The following is a 25,530-nucleotide window of genomic DNA, read 5'->3' as shown; positions in this document are numbered from 1 at the left end:
TGTGGATTGCCGGGTATCGACATCGTGTCGGTGTCCCGAGTGGAGAAGCTCATCCGCGATGGTGGGGAGAAGTTCCTGAGCCGCTGGTTCACCGCGGCCGAGGTGGCCTACTGCACCCGAAAGGCCGTGCCCAGCCGTCACTTCGCGGCACGGCTGGCGGCCAAGGAGGCCGTCACGAAGGTGCTGCCCTCGGGCTGGGATGGGCCGCTGCCGTGGCGGTCCATCGAAATCACCAACGACATCCATGGTGCCCCCACGGTGCGGTTGTCGGGCTCTTCGTTGGCGGTCGCCACAGACGCCGGCATCGACACCATTCGTGTGTCGCTGTCGCATTGTGACGAATACGCGACCGCCGTGGCGATGGCCAGCTATGCCGCGAGGGTTGCTGACGATGAATCATGATCTCTCCGAACGGATGCGACAGGTTGTCGCGGAACTTGAGGCTCTGGGTGTTCCGCATCGGGACCCCGAGCTGGCCGCGGTGAGCATGGCGCTGTTGATTGAGGACGTGTTCGGTGTGCTGCTGTCCGACAGCGACATCACCCCGGATCTGGGATCAGCGCCAGAGGGCCTGCACCGCATCTTCGACCGGTTGCCTGGGCGGCTCTGATGTGTGGGATCTGCGGCGTGGTGACTGAGCACGGTCCACCGGATCTGGACCTGCTGTCGGCCATGATGTGCCAGCTGGGACATCGCGGGCCCGACGGGTCGGGGTATTACCGGGATCGGCAGGCTGCGCTGGGGCACACAAGGCTGGCGATCATCGACACCGAAGGCGGGGCTCAGCCGCTGACGAATGAGGACGAGACCCTGTGGGTGACGTTCAACGGCGAGATCTTCAACTACGTCGAGCTGGGGCGTGAGTTGCGGCGCCGCGGCCACCGGTTCCGGACGGCCAGCGACACCGAGGTGATCGTGCACGCCTGGGAGGAGTGGGGGTCCGACTGCTTCGCCAAGTTCAACGGACAGTGGGCGATTGCGCTGTGGGACAGCCGCAGGCGGCAACTGGTGTTGTCCAGGGACCGGCTCGGCGTCCGGCCACTGTATTTCGCACGGCTTCCCGGCAGGCTGCTGTTCGCGTCGGAGGTCAAGGCACTGCTGGTGGACCCCGAGGTGGACCGCTCGTTCGATCCCGTGGGTCTGGGGCAGACCTTCAGCTACTGGTCCACGGTGGCCCCCCGGACTGTGTTCCGCGGTGTCGAACAACTGCAGCCGGGTCATTACGCGGTGGTGGACCAGAACGGCATCCGCCACGCTCCGTACTGGCGGATCGAGTTCCCGGCGCGGGGCACCGAGCCGCGGCAGGACGTCACCGAGAACGCCGGTGAACTCCGCGAGCGGATCGTCGAGGCGGCGCGTCTGCGTTTCCTGCGCAGCGACGTGCCGGTCGGCGCGTATCTGTCGGGCGGACTCGACTCGTCGATCACCGCTGCCGTGGTGGCGCAGTACACCGACGCGCCACTGCACACCTTCTCGCTGCGGTTCGAGGACGCCGAGTTCGACGAGGGCGACTATCAACGTCGGATGTCGGCGATGCTTGGCACCCAGCACCGAGAGATCGTGGTGCGGCCCGCCGATATCGTCGACGTGTTCCCACAGGTGATCGCCCATGCCGAGACCCCACTGGTGCGGGCTGGGCCCGCCCCGATGTTCCTGCTGTCAAAGCTGGTCTCCGAAAACGGATACAAGGTGGTGGTGACCGGTGAGGGCGCCGACGAGGTGCTGGCCGGCTACGACATCTTTCGCGAATCACGGGTGCGCATGTTCTGGGCCCGCGACCCCGAGTCGACAAAGCGTCCGCGCGCGTTGGAGCTGCTCTATCCGTGGATGGAGCGGTCGCCGGCCAAGGCACCGGCTTTCGCCCGGAGCTTCTTCGGACGAAATCTCGAGCTCGACGATCCGGCGATATCTCATCGGCCGCGCTGGGATGCCACGTCTGCGATCACGATGCTGCTCGGCGCGGACACCGCGGACGCCATTGCGGCGGCCGGCACCGACGACGTGGTGGCCGCGATGCCGCCCGAGAGTGTCGACTGGGATCCGTTGAGCCGCGCGCAGTGGTTGGAGATGACCACGCTGCTGCCGGGGTACATCCTGTCCTCGCAGGGGGACCGGATGCTCATGGCCAACTCGGTGGAGGGCCGATTCCCCTTCCTCGACCGCGATGTCATCGAGTTCGCGAACACCCTGCCCGCGCACCACAAACTGTTCGGGCTGGAGGAGAAGCACCTTTTGAAGCGGGCATTCGCAGACCTCGTCCCCCAGGACATCCTGCGCCGGCCCAAACAACCGTATCGGGCACCGGACGCCGCCAGCTTCTTCGCGGGCCACCGGCCGGACTGGTTGGACCACGTGACGAGCAGGGGGGCGATCGAGGACGCCGGAGTGTTCGAGCCCGCGCGTGTCGCCGGTCTGTTCGACAAATGTGCCAGGACTGGGGGACAGCGGATGAGCAACACCGACAACATGCGCGTCCTCGCGGTGTTGTCCACACAACTGCTCCACGAGACGTTTGTGGCGCCCGGCCGACGAGGTCCGGTGCCTGGGAAACCGCCGAGGACCACGGTCGCCGTGGATCTGGCAACCGATGAAGGGGACATGAGATGACCGAATGGACCGGATATTTCGGCCCGGAAAGCCTGGACATCGACCTCGAGTACGAGACTGCGCGGATCGCCGAGTGGCTGGCGACGTATCTGGCGCGGGTCAAACGGCGCGGCGTTGTGGTGGCACTGTCCGGTGGTATCGACTCCAGCGTGGTGGCCGCGCTGTGTGTGCGTGCGCTGGGTCCTGACCGCGTCTTCGGACTGCACCTTCCTGAGCGGGAATCATCATCGGAGACCGTCGGTTTCAGCCAGCTGCTGGCCGACTCGCTGGGCATCTCGTCGAAGCTGGAGGATATCAGCGGGATCCTGGAGGCTGCGGGATGCTATCAACGGCGTGACGACGCAATTCGGATGGTGTGTCCCGACTACGGACCCGGCCACAAGTCGAAGATCGTGCTGCCCAGCGTGGTCGACTCGGACAGCTTTCGGTTGTACTCGGTCGTGGTGCTGGACCCGGACGGCGGTCAGTCGACCTACCGGCTGACCACGGATGCGTACCTGGGGATCGTGGCGGCCACGAACTTCAAGCAGCGGGTGCGAAAGATGCTGGAATACCACCATGCTGACCGGCTCAATTACGCGGTGACCGGCACGCCCAACCGGCTGGAATACGACCAGGGTTTCTTCGTGAAGCTCGGCGACGGTTCGGCGGACGTGAAACCCATCGCGCATCTGTACAAGTCACAGGTGTATGCACTGGCAGAGTATCTCGGTGTCCCCGAAGAGATTCGGGTCAGGCCGTCGACCACCGACACCTATTCCATGCCGCAGTCCCAGGAGGAGTTCTACTTTTCGCTGCCGTATCAGCGCATGGACCTGTGCCTGTTCGGCCGTAACAACGGGGTGCCGATTGCGGACATCGCGCTGGCCACCGGGCTGACCGACGAGCAGGTGCAGCGGGTCTTCCGTGACATCGACCAGAAACGGAAAACCACCGAATATCTGCATGTGCCACCACAACTTGCCGAGCGGGTTCAAGAGATCCTGCCGGAGTTCAATGAATCGGCACGGCTGTAGCAGATCAGGCCGGCAACGCGCCTGAGGAAGGGAGATCACACATGTACCGCCCGCGCAGGTTGTGGACCCGCGCGCTGGCCCGGTGCAAGTGATGAGTACCACCGGGCGTGCGCTGAGGGTCGCCATTCTCGGCATCAACTACGCACCGGAATGCTCGGGAATCGGTCCGTACACTTCCCGGCTGGCCGCTGGACTGACGGCTCGTGGTCACGCTGTGCGGGTCCTGACCGGATACCCGCACTACCCGCATTGGGTCCGCTCAGAACCAGGCACCCTGTTGCGTCGCGACGAGAACATCGACGGGATTCCGGTGCGCCGGTTGAAGCATTATGTGCCGCGGGGCGGTTCGTGGGTCGGCCGTGCGGTGATGGAGCTGACCTACGGTCTGCAGCTGCTCACGAGCCGGTGGGGTGATCCCGACGTCATCGTCTGTGTCACACCGCCGCTGATCTCGGCCGGGCTCGCGGCACTGCGGGTGCGGTTGTGCGTCGGGCGTCCGGCGCTCGGCATGCTGATCCACGACCTGTACGGCCGCGGCGTCATCGAAATGGGCGTCCTGCCGGGGATGCCCAGTCGGGTCATCGGGTCCGTCGAGTCGGCCACACTGCGGATGGCCGACGGGGTGGCGGTCATCCACGCGGGATTCGCCGATCTGCTGGAGACCTCGGGCGTACCACGGTCCAGGATTCGCGAGATCCGGAATTGGACCCATGTGTTGTCGCCGGACCCTCTGGCGAGTGCACAGTTTCGCCGTGCGCACCACTGGCAGCCTGACGAGATCGTGGTGCTGCACGCCGGGAATATGGGGCACAAGCAGGGATTGGAGAACGTCGTGGCGGCGGCGGGCTTCGCCGCCCGCAACGGCCAACGGGTCCGGTTCGTGCTGCTGGGCGACGGCAGTCAGCGCTTACACCTGGAGCAGGCCGGTGCCGGGCTGCCCACTCTCGAGTTCCTGGCGCCGGTGGGTGAGGGCGAGTTCCCAGCAGCGCTGGGTGCGGCGGACGTGCTCCTGGTCAACGAGCGTCCCGGCGTCGCGTTGATGGCGGTGCCGAGCAAGCTGACGTCGTACTTCCGGTCCGGTAAGCCGATTGTGGCGGCGACCGATGCTGCGGGGTTGACCGCCGCGGAACTGGCCGCGTCGGGGGCCGGGATCGTGGTGCCGGCCGATCGGCCCGAGGAACTGGTGCGTGCGGCCCTGCGGTTGGGTGAGCACCGAGAGTTGGCGGACCAGCTCGCAGCGGCGGGACAGCGGTACTGCGATGCGATGTTGTCCGAGGATACGGCCATGGACCGCTACGAGGCGTGGATAATGGACCTGGCGAAGCTGCGTCGACGGGGGGATCGATCGTCACACGAGCGCTGATAACCGGCATCACCGGCCAGGACGGGTCGTACCTGGCCGAACTGTTGCTGAGCAAGGGGTATGAGGTGCACGGCGTCATTCGCCGTGCGTCGACGTTCAACACGCGCCGAATCGATCATCTCTACGTCGATCGGCACGAGCGGGACGTCAGGTTCTTCATGCACTACGGAGACACCGCTGACGGCACGCGGCTGACCAGCCTGCTGGCGCAGATCCTGCCGGATGAGATCTATCATCTCGCCTCGCAGTCACATGTGCGGGTGAGCTTCGACGAACCCGAATACACCTCGGAAATCACTGGTTTGGGTACCCTGCGGTTGCTGGAGGGGATCCGGCAGACGGGACTTGGGTGCAGGTTCTACCAGGCGTCGAGTTCGGAGATGTTCGGTTCGGCTCCGCCGCCACAGAACGAGCTGACGGTGTTTGCGCCGCGGTCTCCGTATGGGATCTCCAAGCTGTTCGCACACTGGACGGCGCGCAACTACCGGGAAGCCTATGGCATGTACACCGCCAACGGTATTCTGTTCAACCACGAATCCCCCAGGAGGGGAGAGACTTTCGTGACGCGAAAGATCACGCGGGCCGTCGCGAGAATTCGAGCCGGGCTGGATGACGAGCTGTGGATGGGCAATATCGACGCGATCCGAGACTGGGGTTACGCGCCGGAATACGTCGAGGGTATGTGGAGGATTCTGCAGTGTGATGAGCCGGCCGATTATGTGCTGGCCACCGGCGCCGGGTATTCGGTTCGCGAGTTCCTGACGTTGGCCTTCGACCACGTCGGTCTGGATTGGCAGAACTACGTGAGATTCGACGAGAGCTATCTGCGGCCCACCGAGGTCGACGTGGTGATCGGCGATTCGACCAAGGCCAGTCGCGAAATCGGTTGGGCGCCCAAGGTGCACACCCCGGAACTGGTTCGTATCATGGTTGACGCCGACATTCGCGCCCTTGCTGAGGGTGCTTCCGCATCGATCGACCGGCCGGCTCTGCCGGGTTGGTATCCGGCAACCGGGTGAGACGGGACGGGGTGGGGGATTGAGCGGTGCGGGTGTGTACGGACCATTCCCATGGCAGACGCCGCTGAGGCGGCGGGAGTTTCTCACCTTGGCGGGACTGGCGGGAGTCGGGGGCGCTGGTCTGCTGGCCGCGGGATGCCGAAGCGAACAGGCGGAGGCACCGAAGGTTTCCGGGTCGGGCCGGGTCAGTGGCGAACCGGTTCTTGCAGTGGGACTGTACTCGTGGGACGAATTGATGTTCCTGCACAACCAGATCGACTGGCTCGGGCTGGGCTATGTCAGGCTCGGCGGCGACGTGTCGGATCCGCTCATGAGGTTCTGCGTCGACAACCGGCTCGATGTGCTGGTGACCGTCACCCCGGAAACGGAACGCGCCGAAGTGGCCAGTGATGGCGAGTTCGTCGCCGCGTATCTGGCCAGACTCGACACCGTGCTCGACCGGTACGGGCCCGGGGGATCATTCTGGGCGCAGAACCCGGGGCTGCCGCAGACCGCGCTGACACAGATCGAGATCGGCAACGAACCGAACTTCGGATACGGGTTCAGCGGCACACTGCAGGAGAAGATCGCTCAGTACGCCGAGGTGCTGATCGCGAGCTACAACCACATCAAGGACAGGTGGCCCACCGTGACGGTGGTCGGGTTCGCGACCGGTGGCGCCTCGGACGCGGCCCCGGCCTTCATCGAGGCGATGCTGCCGGCGTTGACCGCCGCCGGGCAGCTGGACTGTTTCGATGTCATGTCGCTGCACCCGTACAGCGCCACTTCCGCGCCCGAACAGACCATCGTGGAGCCGTGGGGCAGCTGGGTGGCCAGTGAGTCGATCAACACCGTCAAGCAACTCATGTTGGAGGCCGGTCTGGACAAGCCGCTATGGATCACCGAAGTGGGATACCAGATATCGCATGCCGACGGTGGCAGGTTCCCGACCCCGGTCGACGTGCTGGGCAACCATGGGACGGTGACGCTGACCCAGCAGGCGGCCTACACCATCAGGATGAACATGGCGGCGGCCCGGTACAGCATCCCCAGGGTGTATCACATGTTCGCCGTCGACTCCGACGACTACAACGGCGGTTGGTTCGGGGGTGGGCCCGCCCACGACCCACGTCCGGTGGCCGATGCCATGCGGCAGCTGATTCGGCTGCTGCATGACGCAACGGATTTCGAGGTCGTTCTGGACGGCCTCGGCGGGGCGGCCGAGAGTCCGTACACCTACCGGTTCGGGACGCCGCGCGGCGGTGTGCTGGTCGCATGGTGCCAGAACCGCGGTGAGTTCGCGATACCGCTTGACGCCGAGACGGAGACTCGGGTCACGGATATGTTCGGGAACACGATCGCCACGGTGCATGCGGATTCGTACCAGGGTCAACTGTCGGAGGAGCCGATTTACCTCTTTCCGGCGTCGACGGATATGCCCAGTTAGGCTTCTCAGCGCGGTTTCTCGTCGGGCTGTTGGGTGTCGGGTTCGGTTGTCCCGGCGCCGCGTCCGGCCAGCCGGCGTGCCATATCGGTGAGCTCGCCCAGGAACCGACGATGGGCGATGCGCAACACGCCGATCCCGGCCAGAACCGCCACTGCGACACCGCACCCCAGCGCGGCCAGGTCGTGGTGGGGGATCAGGGCGGCCACGGCCAGGTAACTGCCGGCCACCCAGGCCGCCACGTGGACTGCGGGCCCAATGGTCGCGATCTCGGTCCGGACCGTGAGACCCACGAGCTGTGCTCGGATGGCCCACTCGACGGGCACCAGCACCACCGTCGCCGCGGTGTAACCCACCGCCACGCCGAACGGTCCGTGCGGCAGGCCGGCCACGATGCCCACGGTGGTGACCAGCGTGGTCAGCCACGCGTATCGAAGGCTGAGTTTGTCGCGTCCCAGGCTCAGCATCGCCGGGTTGGTCGTGGACTGGTAGATGGCCTGCAGCGCGCCCGCCATGGCCAGCACCGAGACGATGGGAACCGCTGGCTTCCACTGTGATCCGAAGACCACCGCAACCAACTGTGGTGCGGATGCGGCGATCAGCGCCATCGCCGGCAGCGCCAGGATGGCAATCGCACGCGTCGCGCGGGTCACCTCTGTGCGCAGCGCCGAGAGATCGTCGGTGAGCCGTGAGAAGGCCGAGAAGAGAACCGTGGCGACGGTGGTCAGGCCCAGTTGCACCGGGATCAGCAGCAGGCGGTAGGCCAACCCATAGAACGCCAACGCCTCGGCGCCCTGGAAGCGACCGACCAACAGGTTGTCGATGTTGCGGGACACCGAATTGAGCAGTATCCCCGCGGCGAACGTCCGCCCCGCGAATCCGGCGATCTCCCTCAGCTGGCGCAACTTGAGGTTGGGCCGCCACGCGGTGCCCAGCGCGACGAACACGACCACCAGCACGATGTCGGTGGTCAGGATCTGGGCCACCAGTGCCCAGTAGCCGGCGCCGGTGAGCGCGGCGATCAGCCCCAGCACACCACCACACAGCGCCGATGCTATGTCGGCCACGGCGATCTTTCGAAAGTCCATGGTACGGATCAGCATTGCCCGCGGTGTCACGGTCGCGGCCCGGAACAGCAGGCTGGGGGCGAAGGCGATCAGTACGAGCACCAACTCCGGAGTGTGCATGAAACTCGCCCACAGCGGTGCGCAGAGCACCGTCACGGCCGCGAGCGCGACGCCCACCGCAAGGTTCACCGTGACCACGGCACCCGGCATGGTCGGGCCGACTTCCCTGCGCTGGATCAGTGCACTCGAGAAGCCCTGGTCCACCAGCAGGCTGATGATCCCGATGTACACCAGGGCCTGAGCCACGATGCCGAAATCCTCCGGCCCGATGATGCGGGCCAGCGCGATCGTGAACAGCGTTCGGGTGGCCTCACGGCCCAGCACCGAGATCCCGCTCCACCGCATACCGGATGAGAGCCCCGGCTCAGTCATGACGATGGGCCTTCGGCGTGAACAGATCTGCCCCGGTAGCTGTCCTGGTGCGCCACGAACCATTCGTAGGTGTCTTTGATCCCCTGGGCGAGATCGGTTCTCGTTGTCCAGCCCAAGGCCTGCAGCCGACTGACGTCCAGCCGCTTGACCGGTGTGCCGTCGGGCCGGCCGCAATCCCATCTGATGTCGCCCCGGAAGCCGACCACGCTGGCGACAGTGCAGGCCAGCTCGGCCACCGTGACGTCGGTGCCGGTCCCCACGTTGATGGGGGAGTCGTCGTCGTAGTTCGCGACCAGGAATGCGCACGCATCGGCCAAGTCGTCGGCGAACAGGAACTCCCGACGGGCCTGCCCGGTACCCCAACAGGTGACCGTGTCGGCCCCCCGCACCACCGCATCATGGAATCGACGGATCATCGCAGGCACGACGTGGCTGGTGTGTGGATCGAAATTGTCGTTCGGCCCATAGACGTTGCTCGGCATCGCTGAGATGTAGGGCAGCCGATACTGGTGGCGAATCGCGGTGACCTGGGTCAGGCCCGCGATCTTGGCCACCGCGTAGGCGCAGTTGGTCGGTTCCAGCGCGCCGGTCATCAGCGAGTCCTCTCGGAGGGGTTGTGGCGCGAACTTGGGATAGATGCAACTCGAGCCGAGGAACAGCACTTTGTCGACACCCGTGGACACCGCGCTGTCGAGCACATTGACCTGGATCCGGAGGTTGTCCGAGATGAAGTCTGCGGGAGACTCGGCATTGGCGGCGATGCCGCCGACTCGGGCCGCGGCGCAGATGACGATCTGCGGGCGGGTTCGGTGGAAGAACTCGGCGGTGGCCACGGCGTCGCGCAGGTCCAGTTCGGACGAACTCTGCCCGATGAGCTGGCGGTGTCCCTGCGCGCTGAAGTGCCGCCACAGCGCCGAACCCACCAACCCGCGGTGGCCGGTGATGAATATGCGGGTGTCCATGGTCGCCTCCCCCAACGCCATTCCCCTAGTGTGGCATCACCGCAGCGGTGGGTGCACGCAGCACTCGAAGGACGCGGCCCAACCTGGAGGCGGGCCCGGCCCTCAGGTCGATCCTCGTCGTGCGGTGCGGATCGCGGCCACCAGAAGGATCAGTCCCAGCACGGCCTCCACCAGCAGAATGCTGTCCAGTGGTTGCCGGAACCTGGTTCGTGTGAAGAAGACCGCCATCACCAATGCGTTGAGCAGGAACAACCACAGCATGAGGCGCTCGGTGGCATCGAGCGGCAGCCGTCGCCGCAGCAGCAGTCGGGACGCGAGCAGGACGAGCAGCACCGCGCAGCTGAGGTAGGCGACGATGCGTTGCGCGCCGGAGTTCGCTGTGGCCGTGACCGGTTCGTTGTATGGGGAGAAATAGTTGGCCACCTTTGCGGCGTAGAGCGTCAGCGCATCGAGTGGGTGTTGCGTGATCCACGCCAGCGCGGTGTCCTGGAAGTGGCGATCGGCGTCGACCTCCGACATCGCCGCGGCAGCCCGCAGTGGCTCGTCGATGTTCACCGAGGTGCCTGAACTTCCGGTTGCGGTGGCGTTGTTGCCGATCAGCAGGTTCAGTCCGGAACTGCTGCTCAATGGGATCGGTGCCCCGAGGGTCACCAGATTTCGGATGGTCCACGCCGCGACCGGGACCGCCAGTGCCGATCCGGCGAACGCAACCGCCCGGATGCGGTCGCCACGCACAACGCAGAGCGTCCAGGCGAGGACGGCCACACCGGTGAAGGCCAGCGTCGGGACGGACAGCGCCAGCAGCGCCGCCGCCAGACCGAGCGCCATGTACTGCACCCGCGATCGGCGCGCTCCGTCGGCGGGTTCCTGGGACAGCGACAGTGCGAGCCACCACAGCGTCATGAGCAGGAGGGTGGCCAGGGCCTGTGGGTACATGGTGACCGCGGTGTAAATATTGAGCGGATAGCTGAGCATCGCAACGCCGGCGAGCGCACCCCACGGAGTGCGGGCCAGTCTGACGCCGAGCATCGCCGCCACGACGGCGGCCGAGATCAAGGCGACCGCTGGGATCAGTGCCAACAGTGACGTCGGCAGCCCAAGCCACAGGAACGCCGCGATCACCAGGGGCCACGCTGGAGGACGATACGCAGAGAGCTCGCCGTCGAGGCGAAAACCTTTGCCGTCGACTATGTTCTGTGCGATTTCAACGTACTGCTGCTCATCGTCGTAACGCAGCGGGGTGCCGGCCTTCACAGCGTATGCCAGGACGGCGAACGCCATAACCGCGATGATGGCGCTGATCGCCGCCAGAATCCGCGAGTGGTTGGCGGGGCCCACGGTCAGGCGGTGCCGCACCGCGCGTGCCTGGTCGCCCGACCGAGAACTGGCAAATGGCGAATCGTTTGGCAAATGCCCGAATTGTGTCACAATTGGCGAGTCTTCCGGCCCAGAATTTCATCTGGCCATCTGACCAACATTTTGACTCGGTGGGGGCCGTGCAATGGGAGTCGATGTTCCGCAGCATCCGAGCACTGCCGTGTGGCCCCGACTCGTGGTGGGCCGGGTCGCGGTGGACCTGATGGACACCGATATGGCGTTGTCCCTGATCATGGGGGCGGTGTCCAGCCCGCGCCCACTGGCTGTGGCCTCGGCCAACCTGGACCACATCTACCACTTCTCCGGTCAGGGCCTTGGATTCACCAGTTCAGGCCCGGCGGCACCGGGGGAGTCACTGCAATGGCTGACACTGCTCGACGGTATGCCGCTTGTGCGGAAAGCGAATTCGCTCTCCGGGCGGCAATGGCCCCGGCTGGCGGGCAGCGACCTGATCGCACTCATCCTGGAGCGGGCGGGACTGGTGGGTGCGCAGGTGGGATTCCTCGGTGGCATGCCGGAGACGCATCGCCAGCTGCGGGAGGAGTTGGCCGTCCACCACGCCCGCGTGCATGTCGCGGGCACCTGGGCGCCGTCTCGTGCGGAGCTGACGGATCCGCAGAGCTCGCAGGGAATCGCGGCCGAGATCCGCGCCGCGGGTGTCGACATCCTGGTGGTCGGATTGGGAAAGCCGTTGCAGGAGAATTGGATATCGGCTTACGGCCCCCAGTCGGGGGCTGATGTGCTGCTGGCCTTCGGCGCCGTGGTCGACTTCCTGGCCGGCCGGATCCGCCGCGCGCCCGATGTCGTCGCCGAGCTGGGCGTCGAGTGGGCATGGCGGCTGATGCTCGAGCCCCGACGGCTGAGCAGACGCTATCTGGTGCAGGGCCCGCGGGCGCTGCTCGAGCTCAGACGGAACGCGGTCGTTGTCGATGGTGCGCTGTGATGTCAGCCGGATATGGGGGTTGTGAATCCGAGACGGCGCCTCAGAACGACGACCTGAGTGGTGCCCTTGCACCCGCGGACGTGGCGGTGCGGGTTGCCGTCGTGGTGGTGACCTACAACAGTTCGTCGGATATCGATTCGCTGATCGGCGATCTCCGTCGCGCGGCCATCGGGATCGCGATCCGGATGATCGTCGTCGACAACGAGTCCGGCGACGACACCGTCGACCGGGTGCGCGCCCATGAGGACGTCATACTCGTGGAATCCGGTGGCAATCTCGGCTACGCCGGGGGCATCAACGTGGCTCTGCCGCTGACTGATCCGTGTGACGCGGTGCTGATTCTCAATCCCGACCTGCGGGTCGAGTCGGACGCCGTGACCCGCATGCTCGCCGTCCTCGACGGTGAACCCGGCGTCGGCGCCGTGGTGCCCAGAATCCTGGACTCCGACGGGCGGACTTATCCGTCGCTGCGGTTCGAACCGTCGTTGAGCCGGATGCTCGGTGACGCGGTGTGTGGGCGAACTCTCTGGCGCGGGCGGCCCGGTGTGCTGTCCGAGTTCGACTATCGGGAGGCGAGTTACCGTTACGCCCACGATGTGGACTGGGCCACGGGTGCCGCGGTGCTGATTCGCGCCGAGGTGGCGCGCGAACTCGGAGAGTGGAATGAGCAGTTCTTTCTGTATTCGGAGGAGACCGAGTACTTTCGGCGGATCCGAGACAGCGGCAGAACGGTCCGATTTGCCCCCGATGCCGTGGTGCGGCATCGCCTTGGTGGGTCCGGAAGTTCACCGGCGCTGGCGGCGCTGTTGGCGGTCAACCGGGTGCGTTACGTGCAGCTGCACCATGGCCGGCTCTACACCGAGCTCTTCCGTGCCTGCGTGGCGCTCACCGAGGTGCTGCGATCGTATGATCCGGCCCACCGCAGGACGCTGGCCGTCCTCGCCAGCCGCGCACGCTGGCGCCGGCTACCGGCGGCCACCAAACCCGAAGTGACAGAGTCGTTCTCGGGTGAACTGGACCGCGGCGCTGTGATCGTCCCGGCCTACAACGAGGCTGCGGTCATCGAGCGCACCCTGGCGCCGCTGAGCCGGGCCGCGGTCGACGGGTTCATCGAGTTGGTCGTGGTGTGCAACGGCTGCACCGACGACACCGCGGAACGGGCCCGCCGGATTCCCGGCGTCATGGTGTGCGAGTTGGAGATCGGATCAAAGACGTTGGCGCTCAACACCGGTGATGAAGTCGCAACCCTATGGCCGCGACTGTACCTGGATGCCGACATCGAGATCACGGCAACGACCGTGCTCGCGGTTCTGGATCGGTTGGCACGTGGGGATGTGCTGGCGGCCCGTCCGAGATTCCGGTACGGCACGGACGGCGCCGGTCCGCTGGTCCGCAGTTACTACCGGGCTCGGACCCGGATGGCAGCCCATCAGGGGGCGCTGTGGTGGGCCGGCGTGTACGGATTGAATGCCGCCGGGCACCGCCGGTTCGGTCGTTTCCCCGACGTGACCGGTGACGACATGTTCGTCGACACCCAATTCGCCGCGGAGGAGAAGACGGTGGTCGACACCGTCCCGTCGGTGTGGCGGACGCCGACGGACGCCCGTGGGCTGCTGACGGTGCTGGGCCGGCACCACCGCGGCAACGCCGAACTGGTGGCGTTGGATTCCGAACGCACGCCCCGCACCGGCGCCACCACCGCGCGCGCGATCCTGCGAACCGTGCGCGGCCCGCGGACCGCGGTCGATGGTGCGGTGTATCTCGGCATGGCGCTGGCGGCGCGATGGAGGGCCGGACGACACCGCGCCGGCTGGGAACGTGACGACAGCAGCCGATCCGGGAGATGAACGTGCTCAACCGATCTCGGAACGATCCGCCGGCACCGTGAACGGCGCCCACAGCAGCGCGAACACGATGAAGAAGACCAGCGCGGTCTGCTCAAAGGAGAACAGGTCGAACGTGAAACTCGACGTCAGGATTCCGATCGCGATCGCGCCCAGCATGTAGCTGCGCACCCGTTCCTCCCGCGAACCGGCCCGGCGCAGTGAGGCCGCGATGCCGAAGACCGCGCCCACCATCAACAACGTCATGGCGGTCAATCCCACCAGTCCGCCCTGCACAACAGACTGCATCCACTCGTTGTCGAGGTACCCGAACACGGTGGGCTCGGAGCCGCCCAGGCCGACACCGAACAGCGGATGGCTCCGAAGAAGTTCGGCGACACTGGCGTAGTCCTTGGTGCGCCCTTCGATGCTGGCGTCCTCGGACGACCCCGAGATTGTGCTCCACAGTGCGTTCATGATGGTGGGGAAGGCCGCGGCGTAACAGGCGATGGCGATGACCAACGCCGCCACGGCCGGGGCGATCTGACGGACCTTGAACGCCAGCATGTAGAACGCCATCGCAGCGCCGACCGCGATGATTCCAGTGCGCGAGATCGATGCGGGCAGCGCCAGCACCGCGATGACGGCAGCCACACCGGCCGCCACTTTGGCGTTCCGGGTCCGCGCCGTCTGTGCCATGTAAAGCGCAAGGGGAAGGGTGATCGCCGCCAGCACCGAGAACTCGATTGGATGCTGGGAGGTCCCGCGGACTCGCGCGGCACCCGCACGCTCGCTGAGCTGGAGGTCGTCGGTGTTCAACACGAAGCCGGGAGGTTGGAAGAGATAGCGCAGATCGACCGACGACACTCCCTGCAGGAACCCGACCAGGCAGGCGAAGGCGAGTCCGGCCAGCAGACTCCCCAACACGATTCGGTGATCCCTGGGCGTTCGGACGCGGCCCAGCACGTAGAGCCCGACGCCGACGTGGCAGACCAGGGCGATCAACGCCCTGGTGCGGTTGGTGGAAATGGTGTAGTTGTCGGCGCTCATGACACCCACCCCGTAGGTGATGAGCCACAACAGCAGATACGTCAGCAGAATCAGCACACCCGGATTTATCCGCCGTGTGGGCCCCGTACGACGAATGACGACGAACCCGAGAGCGACCAGTCCCAACATGATCACCGACAGCAGCCGGGCGGGGGAGCCGTTGCCCTTCAACGGGCCGGCCAGCACGACGTAGACGGGCACCGCGGGGAGCACGAAGCACAGCAGCGCGAGCAGCCACGGGGTCGTGGAGCGGGCCGAGTCGGCGAGTGTCGCGGGGGGCTGGGCCGCGTCGGTGTCGTCGTGGGTGCCGGCCACGGGCGGCTGTGGGCTCATCGGGCTTCGGTGGTTTCCTTCGGGGAGTCCTCGGGCGCCGGGTCCGGGGTCTCGGGCTCGGCGGCGTTGGTCTGCCCGTTGCGTGGCAGCGCAGTGCCGGAGGTCGCGTCCGCGGTGGTGGTCTCGGTGCGTCGTCGTCGCCGGCGATTGAGCAGTGCATCCGCGACCACCGCCACCACGACTGCCAGCCCCACCCCGGCGAACAGGATGGACAGTGTCGAACGGGTCCGCGACGGCGTGGCCGCCACGGGTGTACCCGGTGGCGAGACGACGAACGGCTCCACCATCATCTCGTCGGGAACACGCGCCTGGTGCTGCAGGTTCTCCAGCGCCACCGAGAACTCAGCTGTGACGAGTTCGAGTGTCTTGGTGGCGGTTTCGGGATTCGGTGCCACGACGTCGACGAGCACCAGCGGGATCGGCTGAGTGGCCTCCGGGACCGGGAACATCCGCGCGTTGTATTCGCGCATGCCCCCGGCGGCCACCACGCGGTTCACCGCGCTGGGCTGAGACAGTGCGAGCGCGGTCATGTTGGCCACAAACGGCGCACCGCCGATGTCGAGCAGGCCGTTGCGCGGCACGGGCATGCCGGTGGCCGCGGTGTCGATGCGGTAGCTCGGCGGTGAGATGCCGATCGCCATCTGCGAGTAGTACACCGGTTTGACGGCGGTGTACACGTTGTAACTGTAGAAGGCGGCCACCGCGACGATGGGCAGCAGGATGTACCAGCGGCGAAAGCATGCCCGGACGACATCGAAGAGATCCATGGACTTCCTAATCGGTGCTTGGACTGGTTGACGACTCGGGCGGTTGGTCCAATTCCGGCTTCTCAGCGGTGTTTTCGGCAGAGTCCGGCCAGGGCGGGTGCGGTCGAGTCAACACCACCCCGAGGATCGGGGCACCGGTCGCGCGCAGGTCGTGGGCCGCCGTGCGGAGCTGAGTCCGGGTGGTGTGTCGATCCGAGGCGGCGAGCACGACGCCGTCGGCGTACTCGACAAGCGCTGATGCGGTGACACCGGTGGCCACCGGCGTGGCCACCACCACACACTCGTAGTCGGTGCGAAGTCGATCGATGAGCGACGGCGCCTCACGCAGCACCAGGTCGGGATCGGCGACCCACTCAGGCGTGGTGATGACCTGGACGGGGGCGGGTGAGGCGGCCGAGTCGGAGGTCCCGCCGGACTCCTCAACCGGGGCGCCGACGGCCGCGTCGGCGGGGTCCGGTTTGGCGTGCCGGCCGCAGCAGAAGTCATCGTGCGTGGCGACGGTGCGCGAACAGCGCTGTCCGCTGGAGTTCACCATGATGCTGCGGATCCCGCTGTGGCACAGAGTGTCTCGAAGATTCGCGGCCAGATCGGAGGCGTCGACGCCGGGGCCGGCGGGAACCACGGCGATCACCCGACGGACATCGGCGGGCAGTGACCACAGTCGCATCCGGAGTCGCCGGTATCCGTCCACGTCCTGCGCGCTCGGAGGCCCGCCCGTGACCACGTCGCCCAGCACCGGGGCGGCGGCCGACTCCTCGGCGCGTTGCGCGGTGCGGACCAGGGGGTCGGTGACGGCCCGTACCCATGCCGCCACGGCGGCCAGCAGCACCGCCGCGAGCACGACGAGCAGCGCCAGAAGAGTGCGCACGGTGAGATCGCCGCGGGGCTCTGAGGCTGCCGCTACGGCGCTGACCCGAACCTTCTGATCGTCCTGGCCGGTGGGGGTTTCGAGGGCCCTGGTGTAGGTGATGAACTCTTGGGCGACGGTGTCCGCCAGCAGGCGCGCTTCGACGGGCGAGTCGGCGGTGACCGCGACGTCGATCAGTGAGGTGTTGGGCGGCACCCTGGCAGCACTGACCCGGCCGGCGAGGTCGGCGGCGTCGGCCTGCAGGCCCAGTCTGTCGACGACCCGTTGACTGACCACTTCGCTGGTCAGCAGCGCGATGTAGGAGTTGACCCGGCTGGCCACCACGTCGTCGTTCTGGTACGCGGTGGCGGTGGTGGCACCCGATATCGTCACCATCAACCGGACAGTCGACTGGTATCTCGTGGGCATCAGCAGCACCGCGACCAGTCCGATCACCGCGACACTCACACCGACGGCAGCGCAGGTCCGCCAATACCGCCGCATCGAGTCCAGGAGGGTCCGGAGATTCACGCTCGGTCTCCGGTCTCCGGTCCGGGTCCCGTCGACGGTGCCGCCGTGACCGACTCGGGCTCCTCCGGTCGATGTGGCTCGGCTCCGAGAACCGACCGCAGCACGGCGCCGAGGACGCCCAGCACCAGTCCCGCGAGGACCGCGCCCGCCAGCACCGCCCCGACTGGAGCGCCCCACGCCATCACTCGGACGGGCTTCCCCGGTGGGTCGATGACGACCAGTTCAGCGCGCGGAACCAGAGACGCTGGAACGGATTCCAAGTCGCGGACCGTCGCGGCGTATTCAGCCAACAGCACGGTGGCCACCTGTTGTGCCTGTTGCGGGTCGGGGGCGCTGACCGTGATGTCGATGACGACGGTGCCCGGCCGGCTGGTGCCGTGGATGCGGCGTGCGAGGTCCTCGGGTTCGAGGTCCAGGCCCAGATCGGCGATCACCGTTGCGGACAGGCTGGTGTTGTCCACCAGCGCCGCGTAGGTGCGGGCGCGCCCCTGCGCGTAGGAGTCGCCGCCGTCGAGGACGGTGGTGACATCGCCCGGCGTTCGCACGAACACGGAGGCGGTGGTTCGATACTGGGGTGGCTCGGCCAGCAGCGCCACGGTGGTGGCCGCCAAAGCCAACAGCACGCCCCACATCAGCCAGCGCCACCGGGCGCGCACGATGCCGAGGTAAGTGGCCAGCGAGGAACTCATGCCGGCCCCGCTGTCCGGTGTTGCGCCAGGGATTCCGCCAGGGCCTGGGTCAACGCCCGTTCGCCGCGGCGGTTCGGATGAACGCCGTCCTCCGACAGCAGGTCTGCGGTGTCGTCCCGGCCGAGTCGGCGGATCGGGTCCAACACCACCACTCCGCGGCTGGTCGGCTCCGCCGCCAGTCTGGCCATGAACTGGTCATCGAAGCCCAAGTCGTCGGCTGGGTCGGCGAGCAGCCGCGGGCGGATGAACAGCACGGTGGCGGAAGGCCAGGTGCGACGTACGTCGGCGATGGTGGCGGCCATCGCGAGGTAGACGTCCTCGGTGGGGGGGAAATGGTCGTTGCGCCCGCCGTCGAGCACCACGATGTCGGGCAGGTACTTCGCCGCCAGCCCGGGGATGCGCTCGGCGAATGACGTTGAGCGGCCGATGTACTCGTTGACGGTGAACCGGTTGGCGGGCCCGCCGCTGATGTATCCGGTGCCCGGAACCGCCGACAGCTGGCACTGCCAACCCATCCGCACGGCCGCCAGACAGCTGGGCGACATCTCGGGGACCCCGCGTCCGCCGGTGTAGGAGTCTCCGATGAAGAGCACCGAGGGCCGCTCTCGGGACGCGGAAGGGGCCGGTCCGGCGTCGTCAGCGGGGTTGGCGGCCACGGCGGGCCGGGCGAGAGCGGCCACGGGCGGTGCGAGCGGAGCCGAGTCGATGTGCTGTGGCCGCAGCGCCAGCGCCAGGCCGGTGATCACCGCGACGGCGACCACGGTTGCCAGGATGTCCATCCAGCGCGTCTTCATGCCGGCACCTCGGTCCGCAGCCAGGCCGCCACCTTGTCGGCGATGACCGACTGGCCGGCGTCAGTCGGACCGCTGGCGTCGGGGTGCATCAACTGCGGTGTCAGCCACGGCGGGTCGAGCGCATCCAGGAACGGCGCACCCACCTCGGCGGAGGCCTTCGCGACAGCCGCCGAGACCCGACGGACCTGTTCCGGGACTGGGGACTCGTACCAGGTCGGTCCGATGACCAGGGCGCGCTCGCCAGCGGTGATGACCTTGTTGATGGCGTCGAGCGCGCCCATCCGCACGGCATCCATCTCCGGCAGTCCGTTGTCGGCGCCGCCCGTCATGAAAAGGACCACCCGTGGGTGCATCGCCCGCGCACGGTCCACCTGATAGGTGAACGCGTGGCCCCCGCGGCCGTCGGCCACGAATCCGGCGTCGGGCAGTGCGAAGTTGGCCACCGACCACCCCGTGCGGGCAGCCAGGAGCGTGGGCCACACCACGCGGTTGAGGCCGCCCGCGGTCAGCGAGTCACCGATCACCGCAACGCTGACCTCTCGAGGTTGTGCCGGTCTGTCCTGTTGGGTCAGCACGAAGACCGAGGCGCCCACCGTCTGGCTCACCAGGACGGCCGCGAGCAGAGCGCCCCAGACGCCGCGCGGCGACATCACGGCTCACCTTCGACGAGCGCGGAGTAGGTGGCCACCAGTCTGTCCCCGACGGGCCCCATGCCCATCTCCGACTGGGCGACCGCGCGGCCACGGCGGCCCATGCCCGCCGCCAGGTCCGGCGCGGTCAGGAGTTCGGTGAGCGCGTCCGCCATGGCCTCCGGGGCGGGGCCGGCAACGATTCCACATCGGTTCCGTCTGACCACCGGCGCCAGGCCGCAGTCGTCGGCGATCACCACGGGAACACCGACCGCCATGGCCTCCAACACCGACATCGGGTACGGGTCGCGGATCGACGGCAGCACGCAGGCCGTGGCGCGGGCCATCCGTTCGATCAGTTCGGGATGCGGCAGCGGGCCCAGCCACGATATTCGAGGCTCGGTGCCGATCGCGGCAAGCACGGTGGGGCCCGCACCCTCGTCGGGGCCGATCAGAGTGAAGCGGGCGTCGATTCCTGCGGCCAGTGTCCGTTTGGCCATCTCGACGAAGACGAGTGGGCGTTTCCGGTCGTGCAGGCGCGCGGCGAACAGAACTTCCGGTGGGCCGGTCGGGTTCGCGGCCGCAGCGTAGTCGGGTACGCCGTTCGCCAATGGGGTCAGCCGCAGTCCGCCGCCCGCGACGGCGTTGAGTTCGTGGCACTCCCTGGGCGTCAGATAGAAGACGGCTCCCGCGTCACGCAGTGCCCTGCGGGTGCACATGCAGTCCACCGGGGCGGCCAGCGGATGGCGCGACGGGACCACCATGCCGTGGGTCTGCAGCACATACGGGATATGGCGGCGACGGGCCGCCAGGGCCATCGGCAGGACCACCAGATCGCGGGTGAAATGGACGTGCACAATGTCGAATTCGTCGCCGACGGCGTGAAACCACCGGGTCATGGTCGGGGCCCGCATGCCTGCGAACTTCAACGCGGGTATGGGTTTTCGAGTTGCGAACAGGCGCAAAGGGACGCCGTTGCGTTCGGCCGGCACCATCTGATAGCCGCGTGTCGCGGCCGTTACGGTGACGTCGTGCCCGCGGCGGCGCAGTTCGGCGCTCTGGTTCAGGGCCACGCTGACCGGACCTCCGTAGGCCTCGTCCGGGCTGACCAGCGTGACCACATGCAGGATGCGCATCACTGGGCGGTGATCGTCGCGAGAGGCGGTCGGACGATCGAGTCGGGCGGTACGTCGGTGCTCACCAGGGACGTCGCCGCGATCACGGAGTTGGCGCCGATCGTCACACCGCGGAGCACCGTGCTTTGGGCGCACACCCAGACACCGTCGCCGATGGTGATGGGTCCGTTGTCGAAATCGAAAGTGGGCGAGAGCCGGTCGTGGCTGCCCGTGCACAGGTAGACCCGCTGGGAGATACACACATTGGAGCCGATGGAGATGGTTTCGAGGTTGTACAGTTCGGCGTCGGTGCCCACCCAGGAGTCGTCGCCGATCGCCAGCCGCCATGGCCATTGGATCCGGACCCGATGCCGGATGAGCACACCGCGGCCGATGTCGGCACCGAACCACCGCAGGATCGCGCAGCGTGCGGAACTGGGGCACCACACCTGGGTGAAGACCAGCGTGGACACCGCGACCCAGAGCGCCTGCACCAGCACCCCCCGGCCCTTGTCATAAGGGCGGCCACGACGCGCCGCCAATGACCGCACAGCAATCGAATCGGGCACCCCGCACCCACCTCCCAACTGCGGAAGGTTGAACGCGAAACGAAAACAGGAAACTCGCGACGCCACCCCCCACGCCCGTAGTGTAAACGGTTATCGTCGGGGTCTGCAGGAACTGTCTCGGGGGGAGGGACAACGACCGTGTATGCGACGGGAGCCGCCGCTGAGCCGCGCGGCGACACCCTGTTGGCAGGCCAGGTCGCGGTGCTGCTGGTCGGTGCGACGTCGGCAGTCCAGATCGGCAACATCACCGTGACGCTGCTGTCGGTGGTGTGCCTGCTGTGCGTGCCGGGGTTCCTGCTGATGACCCACCGGGGCATCGAACTGTTGCCGCTGGTGTTCGCCACGCTGGGATGGCTGTCCTTTCTGGCGTCCTGCCTGCTCAACAACGTATCTCTGCTGTGGCCCAATGCTGTTGCCCCGGCGGCGTTTTCGCTCTACCTGATGGGATTCACGGTGCTGACGGACCGGTCGGTCGACCGGGTGGCGGCGATGTTGGCCGGAATCGGTGTCGGCACCGTCGGCTTCTTCGTCCTCGAGGGCATCGAGCTCACGCGCACCGGAGACTTCGGGGATCTCTGGAAATACGGCATCGCCCACGGTGTGACCATCGTGCTGCTGTTCGCGCTCACGACGGCGCGGGTGTCCGCGGTGGCCCAAGCGGGTGTGCTCGCGGTCGTGGGCGTCGGCACTCTGGCGCTGAACTTCCGCGCACACGCCCTGGTCTGCCTGGTGGCGTCGGTCATCCTGGTCATCCACCGGTTGGCGGGTGCCCGGATCGGCCGGGCCTGGCAGTTCGCCGGGGTGGCCCTGTTCGCGCTGCTGTTCTCGTACGTCATGCCCCTGCTGGCCCGGGCCGGCGTGTTCGGCGCCGACCTGCAGCGCAAGATCGTTGAACAGCAGTCGACCCAGTTGCCGGCGCTGCTGGCGGGGCGCACCGAACCGCCCATGACGTTGACGGCAATCAGCGAGCGCCCGCTGTTGGGGTGGGGCAGCGCGATGAACCTGACCCCGGATGTGTACGCGCAGGCCGAACACCTGGCCATTCGAATGGGCTTCCCGCCGACGTTCCCCTTCGAGCTGTACTGGCGACTGCCCGCCAGCGACTACTCGGCCATTCATTCGATCCTGCTCGGTTCGTGGGCCGAGGGCGGAGTGCTCGCGGTCCTGCTGCCGACCTGGCTGCTGGTCATGTGCGTGGGGGTGGTGTGGCACAACGCGCGGTTCGGCCGCTGGGCCCCCTTGGTTCTCACGGTCGCCCTGCAGGGTGCCTGGGATCTGCTCTACTCGCCGTGGACCTACAACATGATTCCCGAATTCGCCTGCTTGGCATTGTTGTTCGCCGCCCTGGGGCGACGTCGGGAGGGTTCGTGGCGGTAACCGTGAGTGTGGTGATCCCCACCGCAGGGCGACCCTCACTCACCCGCGCCATCTCCTCGGTCCAGTGCCAGACCCGACCCGTCCTCGAGATCATCGTGGTGGTCGACCACGACCGCACGATGTCGATTCCCGTCGATGATCGGATCACGCTGATCCGCACCGGGTCTGCGCAGGGCGCGGCGGTCAGTCGACAACGGGGCATCGATGTCGCCCGCGGCGACGTCATCGCGCTCCTCGACGACGACGACGAGTGGTACCCGGACAAGCTTGCGCGTCAGTTGGCTACGGTCGAGCACACCGGCGACCGAAACTGGGTCGCGTCGTCGCGGGTCACCGTGTTGGGGCCCGCGTCGCGCAGGCGCACCTGGCCACGCCGGCTGATCGGACCCGGCGAATCGGTGACCGACTACCTGTTCCGCGTCGGCCGGGTGGGTGCGGGCGACGTGCTGCTGCAGACGTCGACGTTGTGCTTTCCCACCGAACTGGGGCGGCGGTTCCGCTGGGACGGCCACGTGGATGCGGTGCACGACGAACCGAGTTGGCTCATCACGGTCCAGCGAGGTTCACCCGATGTGCGGTGGATCCATGTGCCCGCCGTGCTCGGCGTCTACCACGTGGACGGCCGGTCGGTGTCGCGCAGCGGCCAGGACCGGACCGACGACTACATCCGCTGGGGGTTGTGCCACCTGAATGGCGAATCCCCACGCATCCTCGGCGACTACCTGTGCACCAGCCCGGTCAGCGCCGCGGTGTCCGCGATGTCGCTGGCGGGGATCAACCGGGCCATCCGCGCGTCGCTGCGGCACGGGCGGCCGGGGCTTCCCGCGTTGACCTACGCCGTGTTGAACGGGGTGCGGGTGGGCGCGGTTCGCCTGCGGGCGGCGATTCGACGATGAGCGGGGGGCTGGCGCCAGGGGAGCGTCGCGCGCTGCTGGCCGGGCCGCTGTACCGAATTCTGGGCACGCCTGTGGTGGCCGGCTTGGGCCTGCTGAACACCAGCATCATCGCGCACGAGACCGGGCCAGCGGTGTTCGGTCTGGTGGCGCTGGTCGCCACTGTGGCGCTGCTGTTCCCGTTCGCCGATCTGGGGATCGGCGCCACGGTGCTCAGCGCCAGCGCGCAACTCACTGGGCCGGCTCAGGATTCCGACGCGGTGAACGTCATTCGCCGTGCCTATCACGTGCTGCTGGGGGTGGCCGGCGCACTCGTGGCGGGGGCCCTGGTCATCATGGCGTTCGACGGGTGGGCGCTGTTGGTGGGCTTCTCGTCGGGCCCCCAGGACCGCTGGGCCATCACGGTGGCCGCGTGCCTCTGGGCCGTGAGCATCCCGGCCGGCCTGGGGGTTCGGATCCTGATCGGCATCGACCGCAATCCGCTGGCCACCGTGGTCTTGATGAGCTGTCCGGCCTTCGCGTTGGCGGTGACCGCGGCGCTGGCCGCGAGCCACGTGAGCGGGATCTGGTACGCGGTGTCGGCACTGGCCGGGCTGGTGCTCGGCCAGCTTCTCGGAACCGTCCTGGCGCTGCGCATCTCTGGGCTGGGCACGACGGTGTTCGGTCGTGTCACATCGGATCCGGCACGGGCGCGCCTTCTGGCGGGCAGCATGTGGCTGTTTCTGGTGGGCGCGGGGTCGGCGGTGGGCCTGCAGGCGGGCCGGGTGATCCTGGCGCACCTGTCCACACCCGAGCAGCTGTCGCAGTATGCGCTGACCGCCCAGCTGTACGCGGCCTGCTGGTCGGTGGTCTCCACCGCGGGCCTGGCGTACTGGCCCATCTTCGTCAAACGCCGGACCGCCACCGAGGAGACGGTTCAGATGTGGCGCACGCTGACCGAGGTGTTCGGCGTCTGCGCATTCATCGCGGCCCTGGGCATGTGGGCGTTGGGCCCCTGGGCGGCGGCCGTGCTCTCCGGTGGGCGCATCGAGGTGAGCTCGTGGCTGGCCCTGGCGTTCGGCGCGCTGTTGGTCGGCCAGGCGGTCCACCTGCCGGCCAATGTGCTGCTCACCCGGCCCGACGAGGCGCGGTGGCAGGCACGGTGGACCCTGGTGATGGCCGCTCTGAGCGTCGTCGTCGGCTGCCTGGTGGCGCCCTGGGGGGCGCTCGCGGTGGTGTCCGCTGCTGTGCTGGCAACCGTTGTGGCGCAGGTCATTCCGGATCTGGCGTGGGTGCCTCGGTTGGTGCGTCGGCGGCCGTGCGGCGGGTGAGCGGGCGGGCCAGGGGAGCCACCACGGTCTGGCCCGCGCCCACGTCGTCGACCACGGTGGCGTTGGCGCCCACGGTGGCGCCGTCGTGCAGCGTGATGGGGCCCACCACCACGGCCCCGGCCCCCACCCGGACCCGGTCACCGAGCGTCGGCCGGCCGGCAGCGTCGTAGCCGATGGTCACCTGCTGGTTGATCCAGCATTGGCTGCCAATGGATTTCGCGGTGACGATGGTGGCCACTCCGTGTTGGATGAACAGCGCGGGACCGATGCTGTCGGCCTCCAGCGTCAGGGTGGGCGCTGGGCGATAGAGCATGCGCAGCAGCAGGCGGGTCGGCCACCCCGCCGAGCGCAGACGGAAGTGCACCAGGGTGCGGAATTCGGCCAACGCGCCGCTCAGGTAGGCGAACCGGCCGTAGTCGTCGAGGTCGAGCAGCCGTGGGTCGCCGATGCAGCGGACCCACCAGTCCACGTCCTGCTGCACGGTGTCGCGGGCCCCCGCGCGCACCACACCCCGCCACAGCGGGTACGCCCACGCGCGGGCGAGCCGAAACAGGCTGGCGTTCGTGCGCCGGGTCATTCGTCGATGATAGGGAT

The 25,530-nt window shown here is 67.5% G+C and carries 24 protein-coding genes; 12 read left to right on the top strand and 12 right to left on the bottom strand.

What is annotated here, in order from left to right; translation table 11 throughout:
- The first annotated feature begins 6 nt into the window (after positions 1-6).
- The 7 genes from acpS (at position 7) to G6N34_RS17335 (ending at position 7,431) form a co-directional block, all read left to right on the top strand.
- Positions 7-402, top strand: coding sequence for a holo-ACP synthase (gene acpS, locus G6N34_RS17365; RefSeq protein ID WP_163645424.1), 396 nt, complete (start codon positions 7-9; stop codon positions 400-402).
- Positions 392-610 carry a hypothetical protein gene (locus G6N34_RS17360; RefSeq protein WP_085148928.1) on the top strand — a complete coding sequence of 73 codons (219 nt, stop codon included), beginning with the start codon at positions 392-394 and terminating at the stop codon, positions 608-610. Before acpS ends, G6N34_RS17360 begins: the two co-directional genes overlap by 11 nt.
- Positions 610-2,607, top strand: a complete 1,998-nt coding sequence (gene asnB, locus G6N34_RS17355) for an asparagine synthase (glutamine-hydrolyzing) (RefSeq protein ID WP_085148925.1) — start codon at positions 610-612, stop codon at positions 2,605-2,607. Before G6N34_RS17360 ends, asnB begins: the two co-directional genes overlap by 1 nt.
- Positions 2,604-3,623 carry an NAD(+) synthase gene (nadE, locus tag G6N34_RS17350; protein ID WP_085148922.1) on the top strand — a complete coding sequence of 340 codons (1,020 nt, stop codon included), beginning with the start codon at positions 2,604-2,606 and terminating at the stop codon, positions 3,621-3,623. Before asnB ends, nadE begins: the two co-directional genes overlap by 4 nt.
- A 91-nt stretch (positions 3,624-3,714) precedes the next feature.
- Positions 3,715-4,986 carry a glycosyltransferase family 4 protein gene (locus G6N34_RS17345; RefSeq protein WP_085148919.1) on the top strand — a complete coding sequence of 424 codons (1,272 nt, stop codon included), beginning with the start codon at positions 3,715-3,717 and terminating at the stop codon, positions 4,984-4,986.
- On the top strand, positions 4,968-6,005 hold the full coding sequence (gmd, locus tag G6N34_RS17340) for a GDP-mannose 4,6-dehydratase (RefSeq protein WP_085149990.1): 1,038 nt from the start codon (positions 4,968-4,970) through the stop codon (positions 6,003-6,005). The genes G6N34_RS17345 and gmd overlap by 19 nt, the downstream gene beginning before the upstream one ends.
- Positions 6,006-6,093: 88 nt before the next feature.
- Entirely contained in the window at positions 6,094-7,431 is a 1,338-nt protein-coding gene (locus tag G6N34_RS17335) for a hypothetical protein (RefSeq protein WP_133057708.1), read from the top strand.
- Between the two features lie 5 nt (positions 7,432-7,436).
- Here the strand turns inward: G6N34_RS17335 and G6N34_RS17330 are convergent, their stop codons facing one another.
- The 3 genes from G6N34_RS17330 to G6N34_RS17320 form a co-directional block, all read right to left on the bottom strand.
- Positions 7,437-8,927, bottom strand: coding sequence for a lipopolysaccharide biosynthesis protein (locus tag G6N34_RS17330; protein WP_163645422.1), 1,491 nt, complete (start codon positions 8,925-8,927; stop codon positions 7,437-7,439).
- Entirely contained in the window at positions 8,924-9,889 is a 966-nt protein-coding gene (locus G6N34_RS17325; protein ID WP_234812730.1) for a GDP-L-fucose synthase family protein, read from the bottom strand. The genes G6N34_RS17330 and G6N34_RS17325 overlap by 4 nt, the downstream gene beginning before the upstream one ends.
- A gap of 102 nt (positions 9,890-9,991) precedes the next feature.
- Complete coding sequence (locus G6N34_RS17320) at positions 9,992-11,245, bottom strand: hypothetical protein (protein ID WP_085148907.1); 1,254 nt, start codon at positions 11,243-11,245, stop codon at positions 9,992-9,994.
- A 145-nt stretch (positions 11,246-11,390) separates the two neighbouring features.
- Here G6N34_RS17320 and G6N34_RS17315 point away from each other — a divergent pair, with 145 nt between their 5' ends.
- A complete protein-coding gene (locus G6N34_RS17315; protein ID WP_085148904.1) occupies positions 11,391-12,209 on the top strand; it encodes a WecB/TagA/CpsF family glycosyltransferase in 819 nt (272 codons plus the stop codon).
- Positions 12,209-14,056 (top strand): glycosyltransferase, encoded by a 1,848-nt coding sequence (locus G6N34_RS17310; protein WP_163645420.1) that lies wholly within the window; start codon positions 12,209-12,211, stop codon positions 14,054-14,056. Before G6N34_RS17315 ends, G6N34_RS17310 begins: the two co-directional genes overlap by 1 nt.
- 6 nt (positions 14,057-14,062) lie before the next feature.
- Here G6N34_RS17310 and G6N34_RS17305 read toward each other — a convergent pair whose 3' ends face one another.
- Genes G6N34_RS17305 through G6N34_RS17270 form a run of 8 tightly spaced genes read right to left on the bottom strand, consistent with a single transcriptional unit; the run spans position 14,063 to position 21,356 of the window.
- On the bottom strand, positions 14,063-15,415 hold the full coding sequence (locus G6N34_RS17305) for an O-antigen ligase family protein (RefSeq protein ID WP_085148898.1): 1,353 nt from the start codon (positions 15,413-15,415) through the stop codon (positions 14,063-14,065).
- The gene (locus tag G6N34_RS17300; RefSeq protein WP_085148894.1) at positions 15,412-16,182 is read right to left on the bottom strand and encodes a hypothetical protein; all 771 of its coding nucleotides are present in this window, start codon (positions 16,180-16,182) and stop codon (positions 15,412-15,414) included. The genes G6N34_RS17305 and G6N34_RS17300 overlap by 4 nt, the downstream gene beginning before the upstream one ends.
- Before the next feature lie 7 nt (positions 16,183-16,189).
- On the bottom strand, positions 16,190-17,560 hold the full coding sequence (locus G6N34_RS17295) for a hypothetical protein (RefSeq protein WP_085148891.1): 1,371 nt from the start codon (positions 17,558-17,560) through the stop codon (positions 16,190-16,192).
- Positions 17,557-18,249 (bottom strand): YveK family protein, encoded by a 693-nt coding sequence (locus tag G6N34_RS17290; RefSeq protein WP_085148888.1) that lies wholly within the window; start codon positions 18,247-18,249, stop codon positions 17,557-17,559. The genes G6N34_RS17295 and G6N34_RS17290 overlap by 4 nt, the downstream gene beginning before the upstream one ends.
- The gene (locus tag G6N34_RS17285) at positions 18,246-19,043 is read right to left on the bottom strand and encodes an SGNH/GDSL hydrolase family protein (RefSeq protein WP_085148885.1); all 798 of its coding nucleotides are present in this window, start codon (positions 19,041-19,043) and stop codon (positions 18,246-18,248) included. The genes G6N34_RS17290 and G6N34_RS17285 overlap by 4 nt, the downstream gene beginning before the upstream one ends.
- The gene (locus tag G6N34_RS17280) at positions 19,040-19,693 is read right to left on the bottom strand and encodes an SGNH/GDSL hydrolase family protein (protein ID WP_085148882.1); all 654 of its coding nucleotides are present in this window, start codon (positions 19,691-19,693) and stop codon (positions 19,040-19,042) included. The genes G6N34_RS17285 and G6N34_RS17280 overlap by 4 nt, the downstream gene beginning before the upstream one ends.
- Positions 19,693-20,808: a glycosyltransferase gene (locus G6N34_RS17275; RefSeq protein ID WP_085148879.1), complete on the bottom strand. Its 1,116-nt coding sequence runs from the start codon at positions 20,806-20,808 to the stop codon at positions 19,693-19,695. The genes G6N34_RS17280 and G6N34_RS17275 overlap by 1 nt, the downstream gene beginning before the upstream one ends.
- Positions 20,808-21,356, bottom strand: a complete 549-nt coding sequence (locus G6N34_RS17270; RefSeq protein ID WP_085148876.1) for a WcaF family extracellular polysaccharide biosynthesis acetyltransferase — start codon at positions 21,354-21,356, stop codon at positions 20,808-20,810. The genes G6N34_RS17275 and G6N34_RS17270 overlap by 1 nt, the downstream gene beginning before the upstream one ends.
- Before the next feature lie 138 nt (positions 21,357-21,494).
- Here G6N34_RS17270 and G6N34_RS17265 point away from each other — a divergent pair, with 138 nt between their 5' ends.
- Genes G6N34_RS17265 through G6N34_RS17255 form a run of 3 tightly spaced genes read left to right on the top strand, consistent with a single transcriptional unit; the run spans position 21,495 to position 24,936 of the window.
- Entirely contained in the window at positions 21,495-22,733 is a 1,239-nt protein-coding gene (locus tag G6N34_RS17265) for a hypothetical protein (RefSeq protein ID WP_234812729.1), read from the top strand.
- Positions 22,724-23,629: a glycosyltransferase family 2 protein gene (locus G6N34_RS17260; protein WP_109788291.1), complete on the top strand. Its 906-nt coding sequence runs from the start codon at positions 22,724-22,726 to the stop codon at positions 23,627-23,629. Before G6N34_RS17265 ends, G6N34_RS17260 begins: the two co-directional genes overlap by 10 nt.
- Entirely contained in the window at positions 23,626-24,936 is a 1,311-nt protein-coding gene (locus G6N34_RS17255) for a lipopolysaccharide biosynthesis protein (RefSeq protein ID WP_085148869.1), read from the top strand. Before G6N34_RS17260 ends, G6N34_RS17255 begins: the two co-directional genes overlap by 4 nt.
- Here G6N34_RS17255 and G6N34_RS17250 read toward each other — a convergent pair.
- A complete protein-coding gene (locus tag G6N34_RS17250; protein WP_085148865.1) occupies positions 24,878-25,513 on the bottom strand; it encodes an LbetaH domain-containing protein in 636 nt (211 codons plus the stop codon). The two genes, G6N34_RS17255 and G6N34_RS17250, sit on opposite strands and share 59 nt — an antisense overlap.
- Positions 25,514-25,530 lie beyond the last annotated feature (17 nt).

Origin of the sequence: Mycolicibacterium confluentis (assembly GCF_010729895.1) — a bacterium.
Lineage (GTDB): Bacteria > Actinomycetota > Actinomycetes > Mycobacteriales > Mycobacteriaceae > Mycobacterium > Mycobacterium confluentis.
The sequence above is the reverse complement of the archived record's forward strand: the minus strand, read 5'-3'. Positions and strand labels throughout refer to the sequence as shown.

What these genes read in the sequence shown, in the direction of transcription:
- asnB (WP_085148925.1), top strand. Translation starts at nt 610, where the DNA reads ATGTGTGGGATCTGCGGCGTGGTGACTGAGCACGGTCCACCGGATCTG.
- G6N34_RS17315 (WP_085148904.1), top strand. Translation starts at nt 11,391, where the DNA reads ATGGGAGTCGATGTTCCGCAGCATCCGAGCACTGCCGTGTGGCCCCGA.
- G6N34_RS17325 (WP_234812730.1), bottom strand. Translation starts at nt 9,889, where the DNA reads ATGGACACCCGCATATTCATCACCGGCCACCGCGGGTTGGTGGGTTCG.
- G6N34_RS17360 (WP_085148928.1), top strand. Translation starts at nt 392, where the DNA reads ATGAATCATGATCTCTCCGAACGGATGCGACAGGTTGTCGCGGAACTT.
- G6N34_RS17255 (WP_085148869.1), top strand. Translation starts at nt 23,626, where the DNA reads ATGAGCGGGGGGCTGGCGCCAGGGGAGCGTCGCGCGCTGCTGGCCGGG.
- G6N34_RS17280 (WP_085148882.1), bottom strand. Translation starts at nt 19,693, where the DNA reads ATGTCGCCGCGCGGCGTCTGGGGCGCTCTGCTCGCGGCCGTCCTGGTG.
- G6N34_RS17285 (WP_085148885.1), bottom strand. Translation starts at nt 19,043, where the DNA reads ATGAAGACGCGCTGGATGGACATCCTGGCAACCGTGGTCGCCGTCGCG.
- G6N34_RS17275 (WP_085148879.1), bottom strand. Translation starts at nt 20,808, where the DNA reads ATGCGCATCCTGCATGTGGTCACGCTGGTCAGCCCGGACGAGGCCTAC.
- G6N34_RS17310 (WP_163645420.1), top strand. Translation starts at nt 12,209, where the DNA reads ATGTCAGCCGGATATGGGGGTTGTGAATCCGAGACGGCGCCTCAGAAC.
- G6N34_RS17300 (WP_085148894.1), bottom strand. Translation starts at nt 16,182, where the DNA reads ATGGATCTCTTCGATGTCGTCCGGGCATGCTTTCGCCGCTGGTACATC.
- G6N34_RS17305 (WP_085148898.1), bottom strand. Translation starts at nt 15,415, where the DNA reads ATGAGCCCACAGCCGCCCGTGGCCGGCACCCACGACGACACCGACGCG.
- G6N34_RS17330 (WP_163645422.1), bottom strand. Translation starts at nt 8,927, where the DNA reads ATGACTGAGCCGGGGCTCTCATCCGGTATGCGGTGGAGCGGGATCTCG.
- G6N34_RS17345 (WP_085148919.1), top strand. Translation starts at nt 3,715, where the DNA reads ATGAGTACCACCGGGCGTGCGCTGAGGGTCGCCATTCTCGGCATCAAC.
- G6N34_RS17290 (WP_085148888.1), bottom strand. Translation starts at nt 18,249, where the DNA reads ATGAGTTCCTCGCTGGCCACTTACCTCGGCATCGTGCGCGCCCGGTGG.
- nadE (WP_085148922.1), top strand. Translation starts at nt 2,604, where the DNA reads ATGACCGAATGGACCGGATATTTCGGCCCGGAAAGCCTGGACATCGAC.
- G6N34_RS17250 (WP_085148865.1), bottom strand. Translation starts at nt 25,513, where the DNA reads ATGACCCGGCGCACGAACGCCAGCCTGTTTCGGCTCGCCCGCGCGTGG.